Raw genomic sequence first — 18,120 nt, 5'->3', positions numbered from 1 at the left:
GCCGGTGACCTGGCCGCCGTCGTGGGCGACGGGCCGGTCGGGCCTAGCGCACGCCGTCGGCCTGGCGGCTGCGACCGGCCGGGGCGACGCGGTTCGAGCCCGGTGCGACCGCACCGGGGGCGACCAGGTAGCCCGAGACGGTCAGCTCGGCCGCGACGCCGCCGAGCGTGAGCGCCGACAGCCGGCCCCCGGCGGGAACGACGAGACCGGGCTCGTACTCGAGGGTCGTGACGCCGACACTGCCGGGGTTCACGGTCTGCACCTGGGTCGAGCAGTCGCCGCGGAACAGGAACACCGCGCGGCCGGGACCCGGCGGCGAGGGGACGTCGTAGGCGTCGACGTTGATGCTTGTCACGACCACCGCCCGCCTCGCCGGTGCCGTCACGAACGTCGTGCAGGTGCTGCCGAGGACCCCGACGACCGTCGGGTCGAGGGCGTCGGCGAGCGGCGCGACCCGCGCGGTCGCGACGGCGGGCGGCTGTGTCTGCACCTGGAGCCGCCCGCCGGTCACCCCGACGACCTTGCGTCCGTCGGCGCTGCTGATCGCCGTCCGGGAGGCCTTGACGGCGGCCACCGCGCCCACCGGGAGGCTCACCGCCAGCAGGGCGACGACGAGGAGCACGGTGAGCTGGGCGCCGGAGAACGGCCCGAGCCGGCGCGAGGGTTCGGTCATGGCGCGACGGTGCCCCGGGCCGGGGTGAGACACCATGGCCCGATCGGGCCATCCGCCCTACGGTGAGCGCCATGACGACGCTGCGCGAGGCGGTCGGGCTGGCCAGCGACGAGCAGGGCCTGGTGGTGGTCACGACCACCCGGGCCGACGGCACCGTGCAGGCCACCGTGGTCAACGCCGGCGTCGTGACCCACCCGGCCACCGGCGACGACGTGCTCGCCTTCGTGGCGGCCGGGCCGGTGAAGCGGGCGCACCTGCGACGTCGTCCGCAGCTGACCGCGACGTTCCGCCACGGCTGGCACTGGGCCACCATCGAGGGCACCACCGAGCTGGCCGGCCCCGACGACCCGCAGCCGTGGGCCGAGGGCGACCGGCTGCGGCTGCTGCTGCGCGAGATCTTCGAGGCCGCCGGCGGCACCCACGACGACTGGGACGCCTACGACCGCACGATGGCCACCGAGCGGCGCGCCGCGGTGCTCGTGACGCCGACCCGCGTCTACGGGCCCTAGGCGCGCGCGGCCCTAGCGGTCGACCCGCTGGGCGCGGCGGTCCGACGTGGTCTTCGGCAGGCTCTGCGGTGCCGCGGACGCGGGCACCGAGAAGCCGAAGGCGCTCACCTCGGCGTAGGTGTCCGTCGCCCGGGCGTACAGGGCGACGCCGGCGGGGAGCGCGACGCCGGGCCCGAGGTCGACGGTCTCGGGGCCGACCCCGCCCGGGTTCACGTCCGCGAGGTAGTCCCCGCTGCAGTCCGACGACGTCCACACGCCGACGTAGAAGCCGCTGCCGGCGCCCGGCGCCTCGACGACGTTCACGTTGATCCGCTGCACCACGAGCGCCCGCCCGGCTCTCGGGCGGAGCACCTGCACGCACCCCAGGAGGGGGCTCGCGAACACCGGTGTCGCCGAGGAGGCGAGCTGTGTGGGCGGGGCCGGCTGCGTCGTCAGGGTGCCCAGGGGCTGGGTGCGGACGGCGAGCCGCCCACCGGAGACGCCGGCGACGCTCTTGCCGTTGCCGCTGGTGATCGCGGTGCGGGCCACGCCCGCCGAGACGGCCGCGACCGGCACGAGCAGGGCCGCGACGAGCGCGACGACCATGACGGTGAGGTGGGTGCCGGTGAAGGGGCCCCAGGTCCGACGAGGAGTGTCCACACGGCACCCTCACCCGCGGCGTTCCCGGGTGCCATGGCCCGATCGGGCCATGCGGCGGGGCTCAGGCCGGCGCGACCGTCATCCGCATCACGCAGTTCTGCTGCCCCTTGGGGCGCACGTAGGTGAAGCCGGCGTCCTCGTAGGACGACCGCGTGAGGTTGTAGAGGAAGGAGTCGCTCATCTTCTTGGCGGGGTCGCGGGTGGCCATGTCGTGCGGGTAGCCCTCGACGACGCCGCCGCCGGAGCGGGCGACGAGGTCGACGGCGCCGCGCAGCGCGAGCCGGCCGTAGCCCTTCTTGCGGTGGCCGCGACCGACGTTGATGCACGTGATGCGCCAGTCGGGCGGCGCCTCGCCCGCCGCCGCGAGGTCGGCGTCGTACTGCTTGCGGTGGTGGAGGTTGGGCAGCTCGCACGGCGCGCCGTACTCGGCCCACGCGACCGCCTCGCCGTCGACGTAGACCAGCGCGGCGTGGGCGATGCCCGCCTCGACCAGGCGGCGCTTGAAGTCGCGGTTCGGCTCCTCCTCGCCCCGACCGTCGGGGACGCCGTGGTGGAAGTGGACGCACCAGCAGCCGCTGAACAGGCCGCCGGTGCGGGTCACCAGCGCCTCGAAGTCGGGCCAGGTCTCGGTGGTGAGCGGCTTGATCTCGGGCTCGGCCATGACGGCACCGTAAGGCCGAACGCGGACGATCCGCTGCCGTCGGCGCGACGGAAAAGCGTTCGACGCCCGCGCGGGCCGGCTGGCACGGTCGGTGGCATGCCGATGTTCCTGACCATGCTCCGCCGTGCCCGGGCAGCCGGGGCGGTCCCGGCGCTCCGGACCGCCGACCTCCTGGGGCTGGCACCCGCTCACTGACACGTGGGCGCGGCGGGTCGTCGCGGGCTCGCCCGTCGACCCCGGCGACCTCGTGCTCGACGCCGGCGCCGGCCTCGGCGCGCTGACCCGGCCGCTGCTCGCCTCCGGCGCACGGGTGCTCGCCGTCGAGCTGCACCCCGGCCGGCTGGCCGCGCTGCGGTCGCTCGCGGACGACGAGCCGCGGCTGCGCGTCGTCCGGGCCGACGTGCGCGACCTGCGCCTGCCGCGGCGTCCGTTCCGGGTCGTGGCGAGCCCGCCGTACGAGGGCTCGAGCGCGCTGCTGACGCGGTTGCTCGCACCCGGCTCGCGACTGGTCTCGGCCGACCTCGTGGTGCAGCGCGGACTCGCGCGCCGGTTCGCCGAGGGGCGCGCGCCGGGGGCGGGCAGGTGGGGCGCGGCGTTCGACCTCGGCCTCGGCCCGGCCCTGCCGCGGACGGCGTTCGCGCGCGCCCCGAGGGTCGACTCGGTGGTGCTGCGGGTGCGGCGGCGGTGACGGTGGTGACGGTGGTGGCCGCGGTCGTCCACAGGCGCGGGAGGGCCCGGTTTGTCCCCAGCCCCGCCGCGAGCAGCGCTAGGGGCATGACCGAGACCACCGACGCACCCCTCTCCCTCTCCTACGTCCTGCCGCCCACGTGGCGCCGCCGCCGCGGGTCCGACCCGGCGCGCGGCGTCGTCGTCGCCGCCCGCGCGCCCGCGCTGCCGCCGAGCGGGGTGCGGCCCGAGGTGGTGCTGCACCGCGCCGCCGTCCCGGACGCCGACCTCGGCACCTGGCGCGAGGCGGCGACGGCCGAGCTGGCCGACCTGCTCGACGACGCGCACCTCGACGACCACGACCGGTTCGACCTCATGGGGCACGAGGTCGACTACCGGCGGCTCACCCACCGGCTCGGCACGGCCGACGTCGTGTGCGAGCAGTGGGCGTGGCTCGCCGGCGGCACCGGTGTCGTGCTCACCTGCTCGGCCGCGCTCGAGGACTACCCCGACTACTGCGACCTGTTCGAGCTCGTGGCCGAGTCGGTCGAGCTCGCCGAGCCGACACCGCCGGTCGAGGTGGCCTGAGGTGAGCATCGTCTTCGAGCCGGACGTCGCGCTGCGGGCGGCCGCGCTGCTGGCCGACGCCGGCTACGACCTGCTCGAGGCGCAGCGGCTGCCCCGCGCCGACAGCGGCGCCACCACCGAGGCGACCGCCGCCGTGCTGGCCGCCGTCGAGCACGACGTCGGCGACCTCGCCGTCCGGGCGCTGCAGGAGGCGGCCGACGTGCGCGCTGTGCTGCCGTTCCACCTCGGCGCCGACGACGCCGCCGCCGGTGGCTACGAGCGCCTCGAGCGCGCCGCGGCGAGCCGGCCGTGAGCGTCGAGACCGCTCTCGCGGCCGACGTCGGCGCGTGCCGCGAGGCGGCCTGGGCGCTGGGCCGGCAGGCGGCGCGTGTCGACGACGCGGCCCGCGTCGTCGCGCACGTGGCGGGCCGGGCCGACGAGACCGTCGACGGGTCGCTGCAGGGCCGCACCGCCGTCGCGATGCACGGCTCGTGCCGCCGGCTCGGGGCCGACCTCGGGCGGCAGGCGGACGCCGTCCAGGCACTGGCCGACGCGCTGGCCGACCACGCCCGCGCGCTGCAGGCGGTCGACGACGTGCTCGGGCGGGCGCGGGGCTCGGCGCGCGACGCGGGGCTGCTGGTCGGCACGACCGTCGTGCCGCCGACCGACCCGGACGACGAGCAGCAGGCCCGCACGTGGGCCGCGGTCGTGCGGGTCGTCGGGCTGGCGCGCGAGCACGAGCAGCGGGCCGACCGGGCCTGGCTCGACGCCGTCGGTCGCTACCAGGGGTGCGCGCCCGTGCGGCTCGGCGCGGCGCCGCCGACGCCACCGGACGACGCGGGCTGGCCGCCGCCCCAGGGGGCGCTGCCCGGCGGGCGGGGGCCGCGGCCGCAGGCCGACGGTCGTGACGGGGCGGCACCGGCGCGTCCGCCGCGGCCGCCCGCGCCCGGCGTCCTCACCGCGCCCCCGCTACCGGCCTGGCCCCCGCCACCACCTACCCCGGCCTGGCCACCGGCAGGCTGCCCGCCGGTGGTCACGACGCCGGACGTCGCCTCACCGGCGGCTCACGTGCTGGCGCTCGGCACCGCGTCGGCCCGCGAGCTCGGCTGGGGCTGACGCCCCGCGCGGTGCCGGGCGCGCCACTGCCGCGGCGACTCGCCGTGGTGGCGGGTGAAGGCGGTGCTGAGCGCGAACGGCGAGCCGTAGCCCACGCGCCGCGCCACCGACGCGACGGTGGCGTGCGGCTCGCGCAGCAGGTCGGCGGCCAGCGCGAGCCGGTGCTCGGTCACGTAGGTCATGGGCGGCGTGCCCACCAGCTCGTGGAAGCGGCGGGCGAACGCCGCCCGCGAGACGCCCGCCTCGCGGGCCAGCGCCGCAACGCTCCAGGGGTGCTCGGGGTTCGCCTGCACGAGCGCGAGCGTCGGGCCGACGACGGGGTCGGCCCGGGCGCTCCACCACCGCGGCGCCTCGCCGCCGGGGCGGTCGAACCAGGCACGCAGCACCGCGATGAGCAGCAGGTCGAGCAGCCGGTCGAGCACCGCCTGCTGACCGGGGGCGTCGCGCACCAGCTCGACGGCGAGCAGGTCGACGAGCGGCGTGTCGAGCTCGTCGCCGGCCAGCACGACGTACGACGGCAGTGCCCGCAGCAGCCGGGCGCCCACCTCCCCGTCGACGGCGTAGGCGCCGGTGAGCACCACGGTCTCGCCGACGGCGCTGTTGCCCCAGCTGCGCACGCCCTGGTGCATCTCCTCGTGCAGCTCGCGGCCGTCGGGCGTGCGGCACACCTGCCCGGGGTGGATGACGGCCTGCACCGGCGTGGCGGGGTCGTCGGCCAGGACGGCGTACTCGACCCCGGGCTCGCCGCGCAGCACGACGAGGTCGCCGGGGCGCAGCCGCACGGGGTCGGCGTCCACCGGCAGCAGCCAGGCGCCGCCACGCACGATCGCGGTGACCGAGAGCGGGGCGTCGTCGCGCAGGGCCACCGACCACGGCGGGTCGAGCAGGCAGCGCAGCAGGAAGGCGCCCTGGGCCCGCGGGCCGTCGAGGAGGGCGGCGAGGTCGTCCACGCCCTCACCGTAGACGACGACGCATGTTCTCGGCGCGATCAGCGATGGTTCGTCTCGTTCCGCGCTGGTGGACTGCGGTCATGATCGAAGCACTCGAGAACCTGCGGTCCCCGATCCTGCTCGCGGCGGCCGTGGCCAGCGGGCTGCAGGCCGGCACCTACTACACGTGGGCGAGCGGGGTGATGCCCGGGCTCGCCCGCGTCGACGACCGCACCTTCGTGCACGCCATGCAGCAGATGAACGTCGCGATCGTGAACCCGGTGTTCATGGCCACCTTCATCGGCGCGCCCCTGCTCGCCGCGCTCGGCCTGGCCGTCGCCGACGGTCCGGCGCGGCCGTGGGTGATCGCCGGGCTGGTGCTGGCGGCCTCGACCGCGATCACCACGATCGCGGTCAACGTGCCGCTCAACGACGCCCTCGCCGCCGCCGGCCCGGTCGACCGGATCGCCGACCTCGCCGCCGTCCGCGCCGACTTCGAGTCGACCTGGGTGCGGTGGAACGTCGTCCGCGCGTTCACCTCGACCGGCGCGCTCGGCTGCCTGGGCTGGGCGCTGTCACGCTGACGCCGGTGGTCGAGGTGCGAGGCCGGCCACGGCCAGGCCCGTCCCTGCGACAGGCTCAGGGCCCGTGTGGTCGGGCTGACCTCTACCGGCCGGCCCCACGACGGTCGAGGCGCAAGCCGGCCACGGCCGAGCCCGTCCCTTCGACAAGCTCAGGGTCCGTGTGGTCGGGCCGACCTCTACCGGCCGGCCCCCACGATGGTCGAGGTGCGAGGCCGGCCACGGCCGAGCCTCGAGACCCCGGAAGGTCGACGCGGACGTTCCCGTCCCTTCGACAAGCTCAGGGCCCGTGTGGTCGGGCTGACCTCTACCGGCCGGCCCCCACGATGGTCGAGGTGCGAGGCCGGCCACGGTCGAGCCTCGAGACCGCGCAAGGTCGACGCGAACGTTCCCGTCCCTTCGACGAGCTCAGGGTCCGTGTGGTCGGGCTGGCCGCTACCGGCCCGCCGTCGACCCCTCACACCACAGGTCAGCGGGTGGCGAGCGCGTCGAGCATCGGGCGGGGGTCGGCCTTGTCGAAGTCGCGGATGCCCGCCGTCCAGAGCGCGCCGACGGCCATGGTGCGGCGCACGGCGCCGAAGGTGACCACGTGGGCGATGACGCCGCCGACGCTGTGGGTGGCCGGGGGCTCGCAGGTGGTGTCGACGAAGGTGTCGAGCATGGCCTCGTCGGCGATCGAGGCAGCGACGAACGCCTTCCAGTCGCGGCCGGCGACCTCGTGGCGGGCGGCGAGCCCGGCCGGGGTCTGGTCGCTCTCGTCGGGCCACGGCCCGCCGCGCAGCGCGGAGAGCCAGTGCTCCTCCTGGGTCACCATCCCGTTGAGCAGCCCGCGCAGCGTCGGGTCGTCGTCGACACCCTCCACCGACTGCGTGATGGGCTGGTCGAGGACGTCGTCGGGCAGCGTCGCCGCCGCGGCGACGAGGTCGGTGAGCGAGTCGACGTGGTGGTCGACGAGCTGTTGCAGCACGTCCATGCTGGACTCCTTGCGATGGGCCGGCAGCCGCAGGCCGCCGGGCGGGTGGAAGTGGACGCCGCTCGCGCCGGGCAGCTCGAGCGACCGGGTGGTGGGCGGCGGGTCGGCCCGCCAGCCACTGGGCGTGACGCCGTAGGCGCGCGTGAAGGCCCGGGTGAAGGCCTCGTGCGAGCCGTAGCCGGCCTCGACGGCGACGTCGAGCACCGAGCGGTCGCGCTGCCGGAGCAGCCGGTGCGCGGCCCGCTCGAGCAGCAGCCGCCGGCGCAGCGCCCCGGGCGGCTCGCCGCCCGCGGCCCGCACGACGCGGTCGAAGTGGAACCGCGACAGGTGGGCCCGCGCCGCCAGCTGCTCGGCGCTGAGCGTCGGGTCGTCGAGCCCGGCCTGCGCCAGGTCGAGGATCCGGTCGAGGCCGTCGGTCTGCATCACGCGACCAGCCTGCCCCGCGGCGGCCCCGTCGCGCTTGATCGGCGTTGCCGACGACCGCGACCCAGCACACTGGCCACGTGGCCCTCCGACTCTCCGACGCCCCCGCCGACCTGCACCGCGCGATCGCGGCGGGCTTCACCGCCCGCGTCGAGGGCGCCGCCGACTGGGACGCACCGGCTCCCGTCGCCGGCTGGACGGCGCGCGACGTCGTCCGCCACCTCGTCGAGTGGTTCCCGCCGTTCCTGCAGGGCGGCGCCGACATCAGGCTGCTGGCCGGCCCGTCGGTCGACGACGACCCCGTCGGCGCCTGGCGGTCGCAGACCGACGCCGTGCAGACCCTGCTCGACGACCCGTCGAGCTCACGCCGCGTGCTGAGCAACCCCCACATCGGCGTGCTGCCGCTGCCCGAGGCGGTCACGCGGTTCTACACCGTCGACGTGCTCATGCACACCTGGGACCTCGCCCGCGCCACCGGCCAGGACGAGACCCTCGACCCCGACCTGTGCGCCGAGCTGCTCGCGGGCATGGAGCCGATGGACGACGTCCTGCGCGCCAGCGGCCAGTACGGCTCCCGCGTCGACGTCCCCGCCGACGCCGACCCCCAGACCCGCCTGATCGCCTTCATCGGTCGGGATCCGCGCTGACCCGTCCCTTGTAGGCGACGGGTCGACGAGACCGCCGCTGACCCGTCGCTCATAAGCGACGGGTCAGCGGCGACGGACGGTGATGCGGGCGCCGAAGCGGGGCACGGAGGTGATGTTGCGGACGCGGGGCTCGTCGCGGCCGTCGGTGTGCACGTCGACGCGGGTGAACACCTCGCGCAGCACCGCGACGCCCTCCATCGTGGCGAACCCGGCGCCGATGCAGCGGCGCACCCCGCCGCCGAAGGGGATCCACGTGTTCGGGGCAGGGTTCTGGCCGAGGAACCGCTCGGGGCGGAAGGTCCACGGGTCGGGGAACGCCTCGTCGCGCTGGTGGCTGACCACGATCGACGGGCCGACGGTCGCGCCCGCGGGCAGGTCGTGGCCGGCGATGCGCGCCGGGCGCATCAGGGTGCGCACCACCAGCGGGATGACGGGGTGCAGCCGCATCGACTCCTTGAGCACCGCCTCGAGCCACGCGTCGTCACCCTCCTCGGCGGCGCGCACGGTGCGGGCGTGCAGGTCGGGGTGGCGGCCGAGCTCGTGGAGCGCCCACGCCAGCGCGGTCGCCGTCGTCTCGTGCCCGGCCAGCAGCAGCGTGACGAGCTGGTCGCGCAGCTCGACGTCGGTGAGCGGCTCGTCGCCGTCGTCCACGCCGGCGCGCAGCAGCCGCGAGAGGACGTCGGTGCGCTCGCCGAGGTCGGGCGCCGCGCGGCGCTCGCGGATCTCGGCGAACATCAAGCGGTCGAGCGCGTACTGGTTCTCGACCGTGCGCCTCCAGATGCCGAAGCGCTGCAGCCACGGGTAGCCCCACGCGAGCAGCACGATCGGCGGGACGTCGACCGTCGCGTTCACGCGCGGGCGCAGCTCGGCGAGCCGCCGCTCGTCGGTGACCCCGAAGACGACGCGCAGGATGACCTCGAGGGTCAGCGCGTTCATGCGGTCGAGCGAGGCGAAGCCGGAGCGGTCGCCCCACGAGTCGACCTCGGCGGCGGCCAGCTCGCGCACGAGACCGGCGTACTCCTTGAGCGCCTGGCCGTTGAAGGCCGGCATCAGCAGCCGGCGGGCGCGCTGGTGCTCGACGGAGTCCTGCAGCAGCAGCGAGTGCCGCCCCATGACCGGCCCGAGGATGGCGTTGCCCTTGCCCGCGTGGAAGACGTCCGGGTCGCCGGCGAAGACCTCCTTGGCGTGCTCGGGCCGGGTGACCATGACGAGCGGGCGGCCGCCGGGCATGAGCCGCACGGTGAACACGTCGCCGTAGGTGCGGTGCAGCCACGGGTGGAACCAGTGGCGGAACCGCAGCAGCGCCACCGTCTGCGCCGCCGCCGGCCAGCGCGGCCCGGGCGGCAGCGCGGCGTCGCGCGGCGGGGACGGCGTGGAGCCACCGACCTGGTTGGTCGCCCGGAAGCGTCGGTCGGTGAGTGCTCGGACGTCGTCGAGGGCCGTCACGCGTCCAGGTTACGCACGAGTAGCGAGCCCTTCGACAGGCTCAGGGTCCGTGGGTCCGGATGACGATGGTCGATATGCGAGAGGCCCTTCGACAGGCTCAGGGTCCGTGGGCCCGGATCACGATGGTCGATATGCGAGAGGCCCTTCGACAGGCTCAGGGTCCGTGGGGCCGGGTCGACATGGTCCCTGCGAGGTCGACGGCCGGATCACGATGGTCGAGGTGCGAGGAGCCCTGGCGACGAGCCTCGAGACCGCCGGCCCCGGCAGCCTCAGCCGGCCTCGACGAGGCGGCGCTTGAGCTTGCGGCGCTTGGCGTCGGCCTTGCCGAGGCGCCGCTCGAGCTCCTCGGCGCGCCGGCGCAGGCGGTCGGTGTCGCGGCGGGCGTCGTCGAGGGCGCGGGCGGCGGCGGCCAGCTGCTGCTCGGGCCGCAGGGCCGGGTCGGCGGGGTCGGCGGGGCGACGGGCGAGCGCGGCCGGGTCGCCGACGACGTCCACGTCGCTGCCGGTGAGCAGCTCGGCCCACCGCTGGCCGCGGTCGTGCCCGGACGCCACGCCCCAGGCGGGCGGCAGCAGCGCCGGCCGCACGGGCACGAGGCCGGCGACGGCGAGCGACGCCGTCCCGAAGCCGCAGGTGCGGCCGACCGCGCGCCACGTGGCCGTCGGGTCGTCGTCGCAGACCAGCACGTGGGTCCGCTCGGGACGCCGCACCGCCGCCGTCCAGCGGGCGAGCACCGACGGCAGGTCGCGGGCGGGGTCGTCGGCCGGCGTCCACAGGTCGGGGGCGCGCACGGTCAGCAGGGCGTGCACCTCGAAGCCACGGAACGACTCGACGACCTGCGCGGCGCGGGCGGGGTCGGCCGCCGCGAGCAGCGGGGCGCTGACCACGATCGTGTCGCGGCCCTTGCGGGCGCGGCGGGCCTGGCGGGCCCACGCCCCGGCCACGTCGTCGCGGGCGTAGCCGTGCTCGCGGTGGCAGCCGACGGCGTCGAGCGCGGCGCGGAACGACTCCTCGCCGGTGGCGGCGGCGCGGCGGACGCCGAGGTCGAGCAGGGCGTGCGCGTGGTGGCCGAGCGCGGCGTCGACGACGTCGCCGGAACCGTCGTCGAGCCCCACGTGCAGGTAGACGCGGCGGGGTCGGGGCACGCGTCGAGCGTGCGCTGACCGGGCGACGCGTCCGTGAACGGCGCGTGACCGCCGTCCGGCCGGTTCAGGCCCAGTCGGGGTCGAGGACGCCGCGCGCCACCAGCGCGGCCGCGAGCGCGTCGGCGCCGGTGAAGACCTCAGCGTCCCAGCCGGCGGCGCGCGCGGCCTCGACGTTGGCCGGCTTGTCGTCGGTGAAGAACAGCGACGACGGCGGGTGGCCGAAGCGCTCGGCGGCCATCGCGTAGATGGCCGGGTCGGGCTTGGCGGTGCCGACCTCGCCCGAGACGAGCACGTCGTCGAAGGTCCGCAGCACCTCGAACCGCTCCAGCGCCGCCGACCACGTCTCGCTGGCCCAGTTGGTGAGCGCGAAGGTCGGCACCCCGGCCGCCAGCAGCGCGCGCACCACCGCCCCGCTGCCCTCGACCTCGCCGACCTGGCTGAGGGCGAAGTGCTCGAGGTAGGCCCGGCCGTGCCGCGACCAGCGCGGCGCGTGCTGGTCGAGCCAGGCGAAGGCGTCGGCGAAGGAGCGACCGGCGTCCTGCTCGTGGTTCCAGGCGTCGAAGTCGAACTCGGTGAGGAAGGCGCGCGCCTCGGCCTCCCCGACGCCGGCGGCGAGGGCCGGCAGCGGGTCCCACCGCACCAGCACCTCGCCGAGGTCGAGCACCACCGCGGAGACCTCGGAACCCGTCACGAGCAGAATTGTGCACAGCGGGTGTAACGCGGGGGCCGCGGCCGGCGTCGAAGGGGTGACGCCAACCAAGGAGTGACATGTCGGACGAGGAGTTCACCGCCTTCGCTCGCGCACGCACGCCTCAGCTGTACCGCTCGGCCTACCTGCTCTGCGGCGACCACCACGGTGCCGCCGACCTCGTGCAGGAGACCCTGGCCAAGGTCTTCGTGAAGTTCCGCCGCATCGACAACCCGGCGGCCTACGCGCAGACCACGCTCACCCGCACCTTCATCTCCGCCCGCCGTCGCCGCAGCAGCGGCGAGCTGCCCACCGCCGACGTCGCCGAGCCCTCGGGCCCGTCGGCGTGGGGGCCGGGCCGGGCGGACGACGACGCGCACCGCACCGAGCTGCGGATCGCGGTGGTCGACGCACTGCGCGGCCTGGCCCCGGCCGACCGCGCCGTGCTGGTGCTGCGCTACCTCGAGGACCTCTCGGTCGAGGAGACGGCGCAGCGGATGGGTGTCTCGGCCGGAGCGGTGCGCAGCCGGAGCAAGCGGGCGCTCGAACGCGTCAGACCCCTCCTCGACGGGTCGCTCGCCGTCATCCCCGAGAAGGGCCCCCTCACATGAACGACCCCACCGACCAGGCCGGACGGCGCACCGGCAGCCTCCTGCGCGGCGTCACCGACGACCTCCAGCCCGACATCGACCTCCTGGTCGCCTCCGGGACCGCACGCGGCCGCGTCCTGCGACGCCGCCGTCGTGTCGGGACGGCGCTCGCCGCGGTCGCCGTCGTCGGCGTCATCGGCACCGCGGCGGGCGTCGCTCCGGGGCTGCTGGGCGCGGGCGGCGCGCCGTCCGGGTTCAGCGCGCCGACGGCGACGGACTCCGCCGAGCCCGACCCGGAGCCCACCGAGCCCACCGAGCCCACCGAGCCCGCGATCCCGAGCCAGCGCGAGCTCGAGCGCGTCGACGCCGACCTCGCCGTCCCGGCCGCGCGGATCCCGCAGGTCGTGGGCGAGCAGCTCGGTGGCGAGCCGGGCCCGATCCTGCGCGACCCACCGTTCGGGGTCTCGGACGAGCCGCAGGACAAGACCGTCCACTTCCTGTGGCAGGGCACGCTCACCACGGTCGTCATCGAGCGCGCCGACAGCCTGGCGTCGTGCCAGGCGATGGTCGACCCCGCGAACCAGCCCGACGGCCAGCCCGGCGGCGAGTGCGTCGTCGAGGGCGGCGTCCTGCTGCTGCGGTGGGGCCCCGACACGGCCGACGGCGTGACTGCCCAGGGCATCTTGGCCTGGCGGCACGGCTACATCGTCAGCGTGCTGTCCTACAACGCCGCCGACGGCAAGGACGTCCCGCCCGTCACCGACGTCCCCCCGATCTCGCCGGAGCAGCTCACCGCCCTCGCCACCAGCGACGCCTGGTTCGCCGAGAGCTGACGCCGGCCGCGCGCCGGGGCCGGGTCACTGCCGGGTCACTGCCGGGTCACTGCCGGGTCGGGTCCTCGGGGACGCCGGCGACCGCGCGCTGCAGCCAGGCGAGCAGCGGCCGGAGGGCGCGCCAGTCGTCGCGGACGAGCGTCTGCACGGCCGGGGTGTGGATGACCTTCTCGAACCCGTACGACCGGTTGGCGATGAGCTGCTTGTGACGCAGCAGCTCGATGCGCGGGTGGTCGGCGACGTAGCCGCGGGGCGTGGTCTTGAGCCGCTCGCCGCCGATCTCGAAGCCGGCCTTCTCGAGCACGGTGAGGTGGCGGCGCAGCGTGGGGCCGGTGCGGTCGTGCGCCATGGCGTCGCGGATGGCGGCCATCCGCGGCGTCTCGGCGTGGTAGAAACCGCCGCCCACCCGGACGCCGCGCGGCGAGAGCTCGACGTAGAGGCCCATGCTCGGCCCGACCCCGACGAACGCGCCCTGGTGGGTCTTGTAGGGCGTCTTGTCCTTCGCGAACCGCACGTCGCGGTAGGGCCGGAAGATCTTCGCCTCGCCGAACTCGGGCGCCAGCGCCGCGCACAGCGCGACCATCGGCGCCTTCACCGACTCCTCGTAGACGTGCCGGTGGGCCTCCCAGAACGACTTGGAGTTGTCGACCTCGAGGTCGTCGTAGAAGTCGAGCGCGGCGACGGGGAAGCCGGTGAACTCCACCGCGCCAGGCTACGGGCGGCCCCGACCCGGCGCCGGGCCACCCGATCCGTCGTTCGGCTGCGCGGGCGGACGTCGTCCGCCGACACTGGCGCGATGAAGCGGTGGGTGGCGCGCTGCGCCGGTCTGGTCAGCGTGGTCGTGACGACGGTCGGACCGACCGTCGTGGCCCCGAGCACGAGCGCCCAGGCCGTGGCACCCCCGTCGTCCGGCGGGCAGCGCTTCGCGTGCGCCGGCGACCGGTGGGGGCCGCCGCGCCCGCTGCCGGCGGCGGCCCGGCAGCAGCGGGTGGCCGAGCGCGTGCGCGGTCGCGAGGGCGACGGCTGGACCGTGCGCCGCGTGCGTCCGACCCACCTCGGGGTCCTCGCCCTCGTCAGCGGCGACGTCGACGCCGCGACGTCCGCGCTGCCGCGGGTCGACCACGTGATCTCGTGGACCGGCGGCTGGCTCAGCGACTTCCCGCCGAGCATGCGCATGGGCGTGGCGGTCTCGCGCTTCCTCGACCCGGTGGTCAACGACGTCATGCGCCGCACGCGAGGGGTGCCCGGCCGGGGCGGCCTGGCGATCTGGGTCGACGGGACGGCCGTGGTGATGACGTGGAGGGCGCCGGTCCCCCGGCAGGTGCGACGACTGGCCGGCGTCCGACCGAACGGGGTCGAGGTCCGCATCGTGCCGCGCCCCTACTCGCAGTCCGACTTCCACCGCGCGATCGACCGGCTCACCGACTTCCTCGACGAGCGCGACGAGCCCTGGACTGAGGTCGGCGCGTGCCACAGCGAGCGCGGCCTGTCGCTGCACGTCCCGGGTCGCCCGGACCGGCTCGGGGTCACCGACGCCGAGCTGCTCGAGGCCGCCGGCATGCCGGTGAAGGTCCGTCACGGGTACTACGCCGTCGCCGACTGAGGCAGCGCGAATGACGTGGCAGATGACGTGGCGGACGACGTGGAGCGGATGACGAGATTCGAACTCGCGACATCGACCTTGGGAAGGTCGCGCTCTACCAGCTGAGCTACATCCGCAGTGCGGGCGATGCTAGCCGACGCATGCGCCGGGGCGGGTGGCCGGGGCGCGGCGGGCGGTGACGAGGCGGGCGAAGCTGCACCCGATGGGGTGAACAGGCAGGCGAGCGCCGGAGAGACGGTGTGGGCGATTGCTCCCTCTCCCCCCACACCGCCCGCCCTGCGGACCCGAGCTCTTCGGTACTGCGGGGCGGGTGGGGCAGAGCCCGGACGGCGCCCGCGGGCCAGCCTTGCGCCGATAGGGTGCCGGGGTGCTGCTCAGCGACCGCGACATCCTCGCCGAGATCGACGCGGGCCGGGTCGCGCTCGACCCGTGGCAGCCGCAGATGCTGCAGCCGTCGTCGGTCGACGTCCGGCTCGACCGGTTCTTCCGGGTCTTCGAGAACCACCGCTACCCGCACATCGACCCGGCGGCCGACCAGAGCGACCTGACGCGGATGATCGAGCCCGAGGGGGACGACGCGTTCGTGCTGCACCCGGGCGAGTTCGTGCTGGGCTCGACCTACGAGGTCGTCACCCTGCCCGACGACATCGCGGCGCGCGTGGAGGGCAAGTCGTCGCTGGGGCGGCTCGGGCTGCTGACCCACGCCACGGCCGGGTTCGTCGACCCGGGGTTCTCGGGCCACGTGACGCTCGAGCTGGCCAACGTCGCCACGCTGCCGATCAAGCTCTACCCGGGCATGAAGATCGGCCAGTTCTGCTTCTTCCGGCTCTCCTCGCCGTCGGAGCACCCCTACGGGTCGGCGAAGTACGGCTCGCGCTACCAGGGCCAGCGCGGCCCGACGCCGTCCCGCTCGTTCCAGAACTTCCACCGCACCGAGATCTGAGGGTGCGGGCCGCTCCGGCGGTCCTACACTCCGCCCATGGGCCGGGGCACGGGTCGGGCGGTCGAGCGGCCGCCGTCGCTGCCGCGCACGTTCGCGAAGATGCTGGCGATGATGCTGGTCTTCGGCATCGTCGGGCCGCTCTTCCTCGGGCTCTACGTCATCCTCGACCTGCCCGACACCGGCTGGATGCTCGGGTGGGGCATCGCGATCACCGTGCTGGACGTCGTGCTGGCGGCGGTCGTCGCGGTCGCGACGACGCGGGCCGCCCGACGGCGCCACCGACTGGGGCAGTTCGGGCTGCGGGTGCGGGCCGAGCTGGTCTCGGTCGACCGGACCGGCATCTCGATCAACGACGACCCGGTGGTGTGGCTGCGGCTGCGCGCCCACCTGCCCGACGAGTCGGAGCGCCGGCTGCACCGGCGGGTGGTCGTGCCGCAGACCCGGCTCGCGCTGATCGACGGCCGTGACGTGGTGGTGCACCTCGACCCGACGACCGACGACTTCGACGTCGACTGGCAGGCGACGGCCGGGCTCGCGCGCCGCGCGGCGGACGGGTCCGGCGCTGCGCCGGCGCGTCCGAGGGCCGAGCGGCTGGCCGAGCTCGACGACCTGATGCACCGCGACTTGCTCACGCGCGAGGAGTACGACGCCGCGCGCGCCCGCATCCTGGCCGAGATCTGACCGACGGGGCGGTGCCCGAGGGGCTCAGCCGTCGAGGCGGTCGCTGACGCGACGGCCGCGGCCGACGCGCCGACGGCGGCGGGCGCGGCCGGGGCGGGGTGCCTCGCCCTGGACGCGGTCGAGCGGGGTGGGCTGGGTGTGGCAGCGGCGCAGCTCGTAGGCGTGCAGCTCGGCGGGATCGATCATGGCGGGGCTCCTGTTCCGGTGGGGTGTGACGGGGTGCTGGGTGTTGGCTGGTGGAGTGCTGTGGTGACGGTCAGACCTGGGCCAGATCGACGTCGCCACTGACGGTCTTGACCCGCAGCTCGACGTAGTCGGCACCGGGCTCGGGCTTGCCGGCACCCTCGAGCGTGGAGTGGATCCGGCCGGAGACGGTGGAGACGTCGGTCCAGACGGGGACGCCGGCCGGGACGCCGACGCGCACGTCGCCCGAGGCGCCCTTGACCTGCACCCGGCCGGCCGAGACCGACCCGATCTCGAGGTCGCCGCTGCCGGTGGAGAGGCCGACGTCGGTGCGGGCGGTGCCGACCTTGAGGTCGCCCGACCCGGTCTTGACCGCGGTGGGCCCGCCGGTCTCGCCGAGCGCGACGTCGCCGCTGCCGGTGGAGACCGTGACCTCGGCGCCGGCGTGGCCGACCTCGACGTCCCCCGACCCGCTCTTGACCCGCAGCGAGCCGTCGACCCGCTCGATCTCGGTGTCGCCGGACCCGGTCTCGACCAGGCAGGCGCCACCGACGTGCTGCAGGGTGACCTCGCCGGAGCCGCTGCGGGCGCGCAGGTTGCCGACCAGGCCGTCGACCCGCAGGTCGGCGCTGCCGAGCTTGGTCTCGACGTCGCTGCGGAGGGGCAGCCGGACGCTGATGTCGAGGCTACGGTCGCCGCCGAGCAGGTTGCGGTGCTTGGGGGCGATCACCGTGAGGCGGGAGCCGGCGAGGTCGACGACGACGTCGTCGGCGTCGGTGCCGCTGATCTCGACGGTGGTCTCGGTGGTCTCGGCGGCGGTGATCTCGACGTCGCCCTTGCCGCTCTCGACGTAGAGCTCGACGGGCTGGTGGGTCTCGAAGTGGTGCTCGGCGTGGTCGGCCATGGTGGTTCTCCTCGGTGCGTGGGGTGCAGTGGGGTTGCAGTGGGTGTGCTGGTCCGCGGGGCCGGCCTGGCGCCGGTCCCGGGTGGTCGGGTGGAGGGACGGTGGGTGGTGCGGGGCCGGTCAGACCCAGCCGGTCATCCGGCGTCCGCCGCCGCTGCCGCGGTTGCGACGGTCGGGGAAGGGGCTCTGCCCGCCGAAGAACGGCAGGCTCGAGAGGTCGATGTCGACGTTGATGGCGGCCTCGTCGCCATTACGCGTGGCGGAGCGGACGACGCTGACCAGCCAGGTGTTGAGCGACTGGCCGGCCGCGGCGGCGGCGTCCTCGGCGCGGCCCTTGACCGACTCGGGCAGCCGGAGCGTGATGCGGGCCAGGCCGCCCTCCTCGGTCTCCTCGACCGAGGGCGGCGCGGGGGGCGCGGGGGGCGCAGGCGGGGCCGGCGGGGCGGGGAGCGCGGCCGGGGCGTCGACCACGAAGGCGAGGTCGCGGCCGTCGAGCCGGACGTCGACGTTGCCGGCCGGCATCTCGGCGGTGATCTCGGCGCAGGCCTGGCTGATCGCCTCCATGAGCGCCAGCCGCGCGGCGGGGTCGAGGGCGAAGCCGAGCCGCTCGGCGGCGGCGCGCAGCTCGTCACCGGCACCCTCGGCGGCGGCCGTGAGGTCGCGGCGGAGGTGGTCGACGTACGGCGTGATGTCCATGTGCATCACTCTGACGTCACTGTGACG

24 protein-coding genes and 1 tRNA gene are annotated in these 18,120 nt (G+C 75.6%); 12 read left to right on the top strand and 13 right to left on the bottom strand.

Going from position 1 to position 18,120, the window contains the following annotated elements:
* Positions 1-43: 43 nt before the first annotated feature.
* On the bottom strand, positions 44-673 hold the full coding sequence (locus ABEA04_RS01580) for a hypothetical protein (protein WP_345453771.1): 630 nt from the start codon (positions 671-673) through the stop codon (positions 44-46).
* A gap of 71 nt (positions 674-744) precedes the next feature.
* On the opposite strand from ABEA04_RS01580, the gene ABEA04_RS01575 reads away from it, so the two are divergent.
* The gene (locus tag ABEA04_RS01575; protein ID WP_345453768.1) at positions 745-1,182 is read left to right on the top strand and encodes a TIGR03618 family F420-dependent PPOX class oxidoreductase; all 438 of its coding nucleotides are present in this window, start codon (positions 745-747) and stop codon (positions 1,180-1,182) included.
* 12 nt (positions 1,183-1,194) lie between these two features.
* Here the strand turns inward: ABEA04_RS01575 and ABEA04_RS01570 are convergent, their stop codons facing one another.
* Positions 1,195-1,821 carry a hypothetical protein gene (locus ABEA04_RS01570; protein ID WP_345453766.1) on the bottom strand — a complete coding sequence of 209 codons (627 nt, stop codon included), beginning with the start codon at positions 1,819-1,821 and terminating at the stop codon, positions 1,195-1,197.
* A 61-nt stretch (positions 1,822-1,882) separates the two neighbouring features.
* Positions 1,883-2,482, bottom strand: coding sequence for a GNAT family N-acetyltransferase (locus tag ABEA04_RS01565; protein WP_345453764.1), 600 nt, complete (start codon positions 2,480-2,482; stop codon positions 1,883-1,885).
* A gap of 124 nt (positions 2,483-2,606) precedes the next feature.
* Here ABEA04_RS01565 and ABEA04_RS01560 point away from each other — a divergent pair, with 124 nt between their 5' ends.
* The 4 genes from ABEA04_RS01560 to ABEA04_RS01545 all read left to right on the top strand — a co-directional run bounded on the left by ABEA04_RS01560 (position 2,607) and on the right by ABEA04_RS01545 (position 4,831).
* The gene (locus ABEA04_RS01560) at positions 2,607-3,170 is read left to right on the top strand and encodes a 23S rRNA (adenine(2058)-N(6))-methyltransferase Erm(C) (RefSeq protein WP_345453762.1); all 564 of its coding nucleotides are present in this window, start codon (positions 2,607-2,609) and stop codon (positions 3,168-3,170) included.
* An 86-nt stretch (positions 3,171-3,256) separates the two neighbouring features.
* Positions 3,257-3,736, top strand: coding sequence for a hypothetical protein (locus ABEA04_RS01555; RefSeq protein WP_345453759.1), 480 nt, complete (start codon positions 3,257-3,259; stop codon positions 3,734-3,736).
* 1 nt (position 3,737) lies between these two features.
* A complete protein-coding gene (locus ABEA04_RS01550; RefSeq protein WP_345453756.1) occupies positions 3,738-4,028 on the top strand; it encodes a hypothetical protein in 291 nt (96 codons plus the stop codon).
* The gene (locus ABEA04_RS01545) at positions 4,025-4,831 is read left to right on the top strand and encodes a hypothetical protein (RefSeq protein WP_345453753.1); all 807 of its coding nucleotides are present in this window, start codon (positions 4,025-4,027) and stop codon (positions 4,829-4,831) included. Before ABEA04_RS01550 ends, ABEA04_RS01545 begins: the two co-directional genes overlap by 4 nt.
* Here the strand turns inward: ABEA04_RS01545 and ABEA04_RS01540 are convergent.
* Positions 4,780-5,781 carry an AraC family transcriptional regulator gene (locus ABEA04_RS01540; protein WP_345453750.1) on the bottom strand — a complete coding sequence of 334 codons (1,002 nt, stop codon included), beginning with the start codon at positions 5,779-5,781 and terminating at the stop codon, positions 4,780-4,782. The two genes, ABEA04_RS01545 and ABEA04_RS01540, sit on opposite strands and share 52 nt — an antisense overlap.
* 80 nt (positions 5,782-5,861) lie before the next feature.
* Here ABEA04_RS01540 and ABEA04_RS01535 point away from each other — a divergent pair, with 80 nt between their 5' ends.
* Entirely contained in the window at positions 5,862-6,344 is a 483-nt protein-coding gene (locus ABEA04_RS01535) for an anthrone oxygenase family protein (RefSeq protein ID WP_345453747.1), read from the top strand.
* Positions 6,345-6,810: 466 nt separating this feature from the next.
* Here the strand turns inward: ABEA04_RS01535 and ABEA04_RS01530 are convergent, their stop codons facing one another.
* Entirely contained in the window at positions 6,811-7,737 is a 927-nt protein-coding gene (locus ABEA04_RS01530; protein ID WP_345455605.1) for a helix-turn-helix domain-containing protein, read from the bottom strand.
* An 80-nt stretch (positions 7,738-7,817) separates the two neighbouring features.
* Here ABEA04_RS01530 and ABEA04_RS01525 point away from each other — a divergent pair, with 80 nt between their 5' ends.
* Positions 7,818-8,384 (top strand): TIGR03086 family metal-binding protein, encoded by a 567-nt coding sequence (locus ABEA04_RS01525; protein WP_345453744.1) that lies wholly within the window; start codon positions 7,818-7,820, stop codon positions 8,382-8,384.
* Between the two features lie 63 nt (positions 8,385-8,447).
* On the opposite strand, the gene ABEA04_RS01520 is transcribed toward ABEA04_RS01525, so the two are convergent.
* The 3 genes from ABEA04_RS01520 to ABEA04_RS01510 all read right to left on the bottom strand — a co-directional run bounded on the left by ABEA04_RS01520 (position 8,448) and on the right by ABEA04_RS01510 (position 11,663).
* Positions 8,448-9,830 carry a cytochrome P450 gene (locus tag ABEA04_RS01520; protein WP_345453741.1) on the bottom strand — a complete coding sequence of 461 codons (1,383 nt, stop codon included), beginning with the start codon at positions 9,828-9,830 and terminating at the stop codon, positions 8,448-8,450.
* A gap of 269 nt (positions 9,831-10,099) precedes the next feature.
* The gene (locus ABEA04_RS01515; RefSeq protein WP_345453738.1) at positions 10,100-10,972 is read right to left on the bottom strand and encodes a hypothetical protein; all 873 of its coding nucleotides are present in this window, start codon (positions 10,970-10,972) and stop codon (positions 10,100-10,102) included.
* 64 nt (positions 10,973-11,036) lie between these two features.
* A complete protein-coding gene (locus tag ABEA04_RS01510) occupies positions 11,037-11,663 on the bottom strand; it encodes an HAD family hydrolase (protein ID WP_345453735.1) in 627 nt (208 codons plus the stop codon).
* A 77-nt stretch (positions 11,664-11,740) separates the two neighbouring features.
* Here ABEA04_RS01510 and ABEA04_RS01505 point away from each other — a divergent pair, with 77 nt between their 5' ends.
* A complete protein-coding gene (locus tag ABEA04_RS01505) occupies positions 11,741-12,271 on the top strand; it encodes a SigE family RNA polymerase sigma factor (RefSeq protein WP_345453732.1) in 531 nt (176 codons plus the stop codon).
* Positions 12,268-13,083, top strand: coding sequence for a hypothetical protein (locus ABEA04_RS01500; protein ID WP_345453729.1), 816 nt, complete (start codon positions 12,268-12,270; stop codon positions 13,081-13,083). Before ABEA04_RS01505 ends, ABEA04_RS01500 begins: the two co-directional genes overlap by 4 nt.
* 46 nt (positions 13,084-13,129) lie before the next feature.
* On the opposite strand, the gene ABEA04_RS01495 is transcribed toward ABEA04_RS01500, so the two are convergent.
* Positions 13,130-13,786, bottom strand: a complete 657-nt coding sequence (locus ABEA04_RS01495) for a DUF2461 domain-containing protein (protein WP_345453726.1) — start codon at positions 13,784-13,786, stop codon at positions 13,130-13,132.
* Positions 13,787-13,879: 93 nt separating this feature from the next.
* Here ABEA04_RS01495 and ABEA04_RS01490 point away from each other — a divergent pair, with 93 nt between their 5' ends.
* The gene (locus ABEA04_RS01490; RefSeq protein WP_345453723.1) at positions 13,880-14,686 is read left to right on the top strand and encodes a hypothetical protein; all 807 of its coding nucleotides are present in this window, start codon (positions 13,880-13,882) and stop codon (positions 14,684-14,686) included.
* Between the two features lie 40 nt (positions 14,687-14,726).
* On the opposite strand, the gene ABEA04_RS01485 is transcribed toward ABEA04_RS01490, so the two are convergent.
* A tRNA-Gly gene (locus ABEA04_RS01485) sits at positions 14,727-14,802 on the bottom strand.
* 251 nt (positions 14,803-15,053) lie between these two features.
* Here ABEA04_RS01485 and dcd point away from each other — a divergent pair.
* The gene (gene dcd, locus ABEA04_RS01480; RefSeq protein ID WP_345453720.1) at positions 15,054-15,629 is read left to right on the top strand and encodes a dCTP deaminase; all 576 of its coding nucleotides are present in this window, start codon (positions 15,054-15,056) and stop codon (positions 15,627-15,629) included.
* 36 nt (positions 15,630-15,665) lie between these two features.
* Entirely contained in the window at positions 15,666-16,310 is a 645-nt protein-coding gene (locus tag ABEA04_RS01475) for an SHOCT domain-containing protein (RefSeq protein ID WP_345453717.1), read from the top strand.
* A 24-nt stretch (positions 16,311-16,334) separates the two neighbouring features.
* On the opposite strand, the gene ABEA04_RS01470 is transcribed toward ABEA04_RS01475, so the two are convergent.
* From ABEA04_RS01470 to ABEA04_RS01460, 3 genes are all read right to left on the bottom strand, one after another.
* A complete protein-coding gene (locus ABEA04_RS01470; RefSeq protein ID WP_345453715.1) occupies positions 16,335-16,496 on the bottom strand; it encodes a hypothetical protein in 162 nt (53 codons plus the stop codon).
* Positions 16,497-16,566: 70 nt separating this feature from the next.
* Positions 16,567-17,397, bottom strand: coding sequence for a DUF4097 family beta strand repeat-containing protein (locus tag ABEA04_RS01465; protein WP_345453712.1), 831 nt, complete (start codon positions 17,395-17,397; stop codon positions 16,567-16,569).
* 120 nt (positions 17,398-17,517) lie between these two features.
* The gene (locus ABEA04_RS01460) at positions 17,518-18,093 is read right to left on the bottom strand and encodes a pilus assembly protein HicB (protein WP_345453709.1); all 576 of its coding nucleotides are present in this window, start codon (positions 18,091-18,093) and stop codon (positions 17,518-17,520) included.
* Positions 18,094-18,120 lie beyond the last annotated feature (27 nt).

Origin of the sequence: Nocardioides marinquilinus, assembly GCF_039543705.1 — a bacterium.
Classification (GTDB): Bacteria; Actinomycetota; Actinomycetes; order Propionibacteriales; family Nocardioidaceae; genus Nocardioides; species Nocardioides marinquilinus.
This window is presented reverse-complemented; position numbering and strand designations above follow the sequence as displayed.

What these genes read in the sequence shown, in the direction of transcription:
- ABEA04_RS01475 (WP_345453717.1), top strand. Translation starts at nt 15,666, where the DNA reads ATGGGCCGGGGCACGGGTCGGGCGGTCGAGCGGCCGCCGTCGCTGCCG.
- ABEA04_RS01530 (WP_345455605.1), bottom strand. Translation starts at nt 7,737, where the DNA reads ATGCAGACCGACGGCCTCGACCGGATCCTCGACCTGGCGCAGGCCGGG.
- ABEA04_RS01470 (WP_345453715.1), bottom strand. Translation starts at nt 16,496, where the DNA reads ATGATCGATCCCGCCGAGCTGCACGCCTACGAGCTGCGCCGCTGCCAC.
- ABEA04_RS01555 (WP_345453759.1), top strand. Translation starts at nt 3,257, where the DNA reads ATGACCGAGACCACCGACGCACCCCTCTCCCTCTCCTACGTCCTGCCG.
- ABEA04_RS01565 (WP_345453764.1), bottom strand. Translation starts at nt 2,482, where the DNA reads ATGGCCGAGCCCGAGATCAAGCCGCTCACCACCGAGACCTGGCCCGAC.
- ABEA04_RS01580 (WP_345453771.1), bottom strand. Translation starts at nt 673, where the DNA reads ATGACCGAACCCTCGCGCCGGCTCGGGCCGTTCTCCGGCGCCCAGCTC.
- ABEA04_RS01505 (WP_345453732.1), top strand. Translation starts at nt 11,741, where the DNA reads ATGTCGGACGAGGAGTTCACCGCCTTCGCTCGCGCACGCACGCCTCAG.
- ABEA04_RS01465 (WP_345453712.1), bottom strand. Translation starts at nt 17,397, where the DNA reads ATGGCCGACCACGCCGAGCACCACTTCGAGACCCACCAGCCCGTCGAG.
- ABEA04_RS01460 (WP_345453709.1), bottom strand. Translation starts at nt 18,093, where the DNA reads ATGGACATCACGCCGTACGTCGACCACCTCCGCCGCGACCTCACGGCC.
- ABEA04_RS01490 (WP_345453723.1), top strand. Translation starts at nt 13,880, where the DNA reads ATGAAGCGGTGGGTGGCGCGCTGCGCCGGTCTGGTCAGCGTGGTCGTG.
- ABEA04_RS01535 (WP_345453747.1), top strand. Translation starts at nt 5,862, where the DNA reads ATGATCGAAGCACTCGAGAACCTGCGGTCCCCGATCCTGCTCGCGGCG.
- ABEA04_RS01575 (WP_345453768.1), top strand. Translation starts at nt 745, where the DNA reads ATGACGACGCTGCGCGAGGCGGTCGGGCTGGCCAGCGACGAGCAGGGC.
- ABEA04_RS01500 (WP_345453729.1), top strand. Translation starts at nt 12,268, where the DNA reads ATGAACGACCCCACCGACCAGGCCGGACGGCGCACCGGCAGCCTCCTG.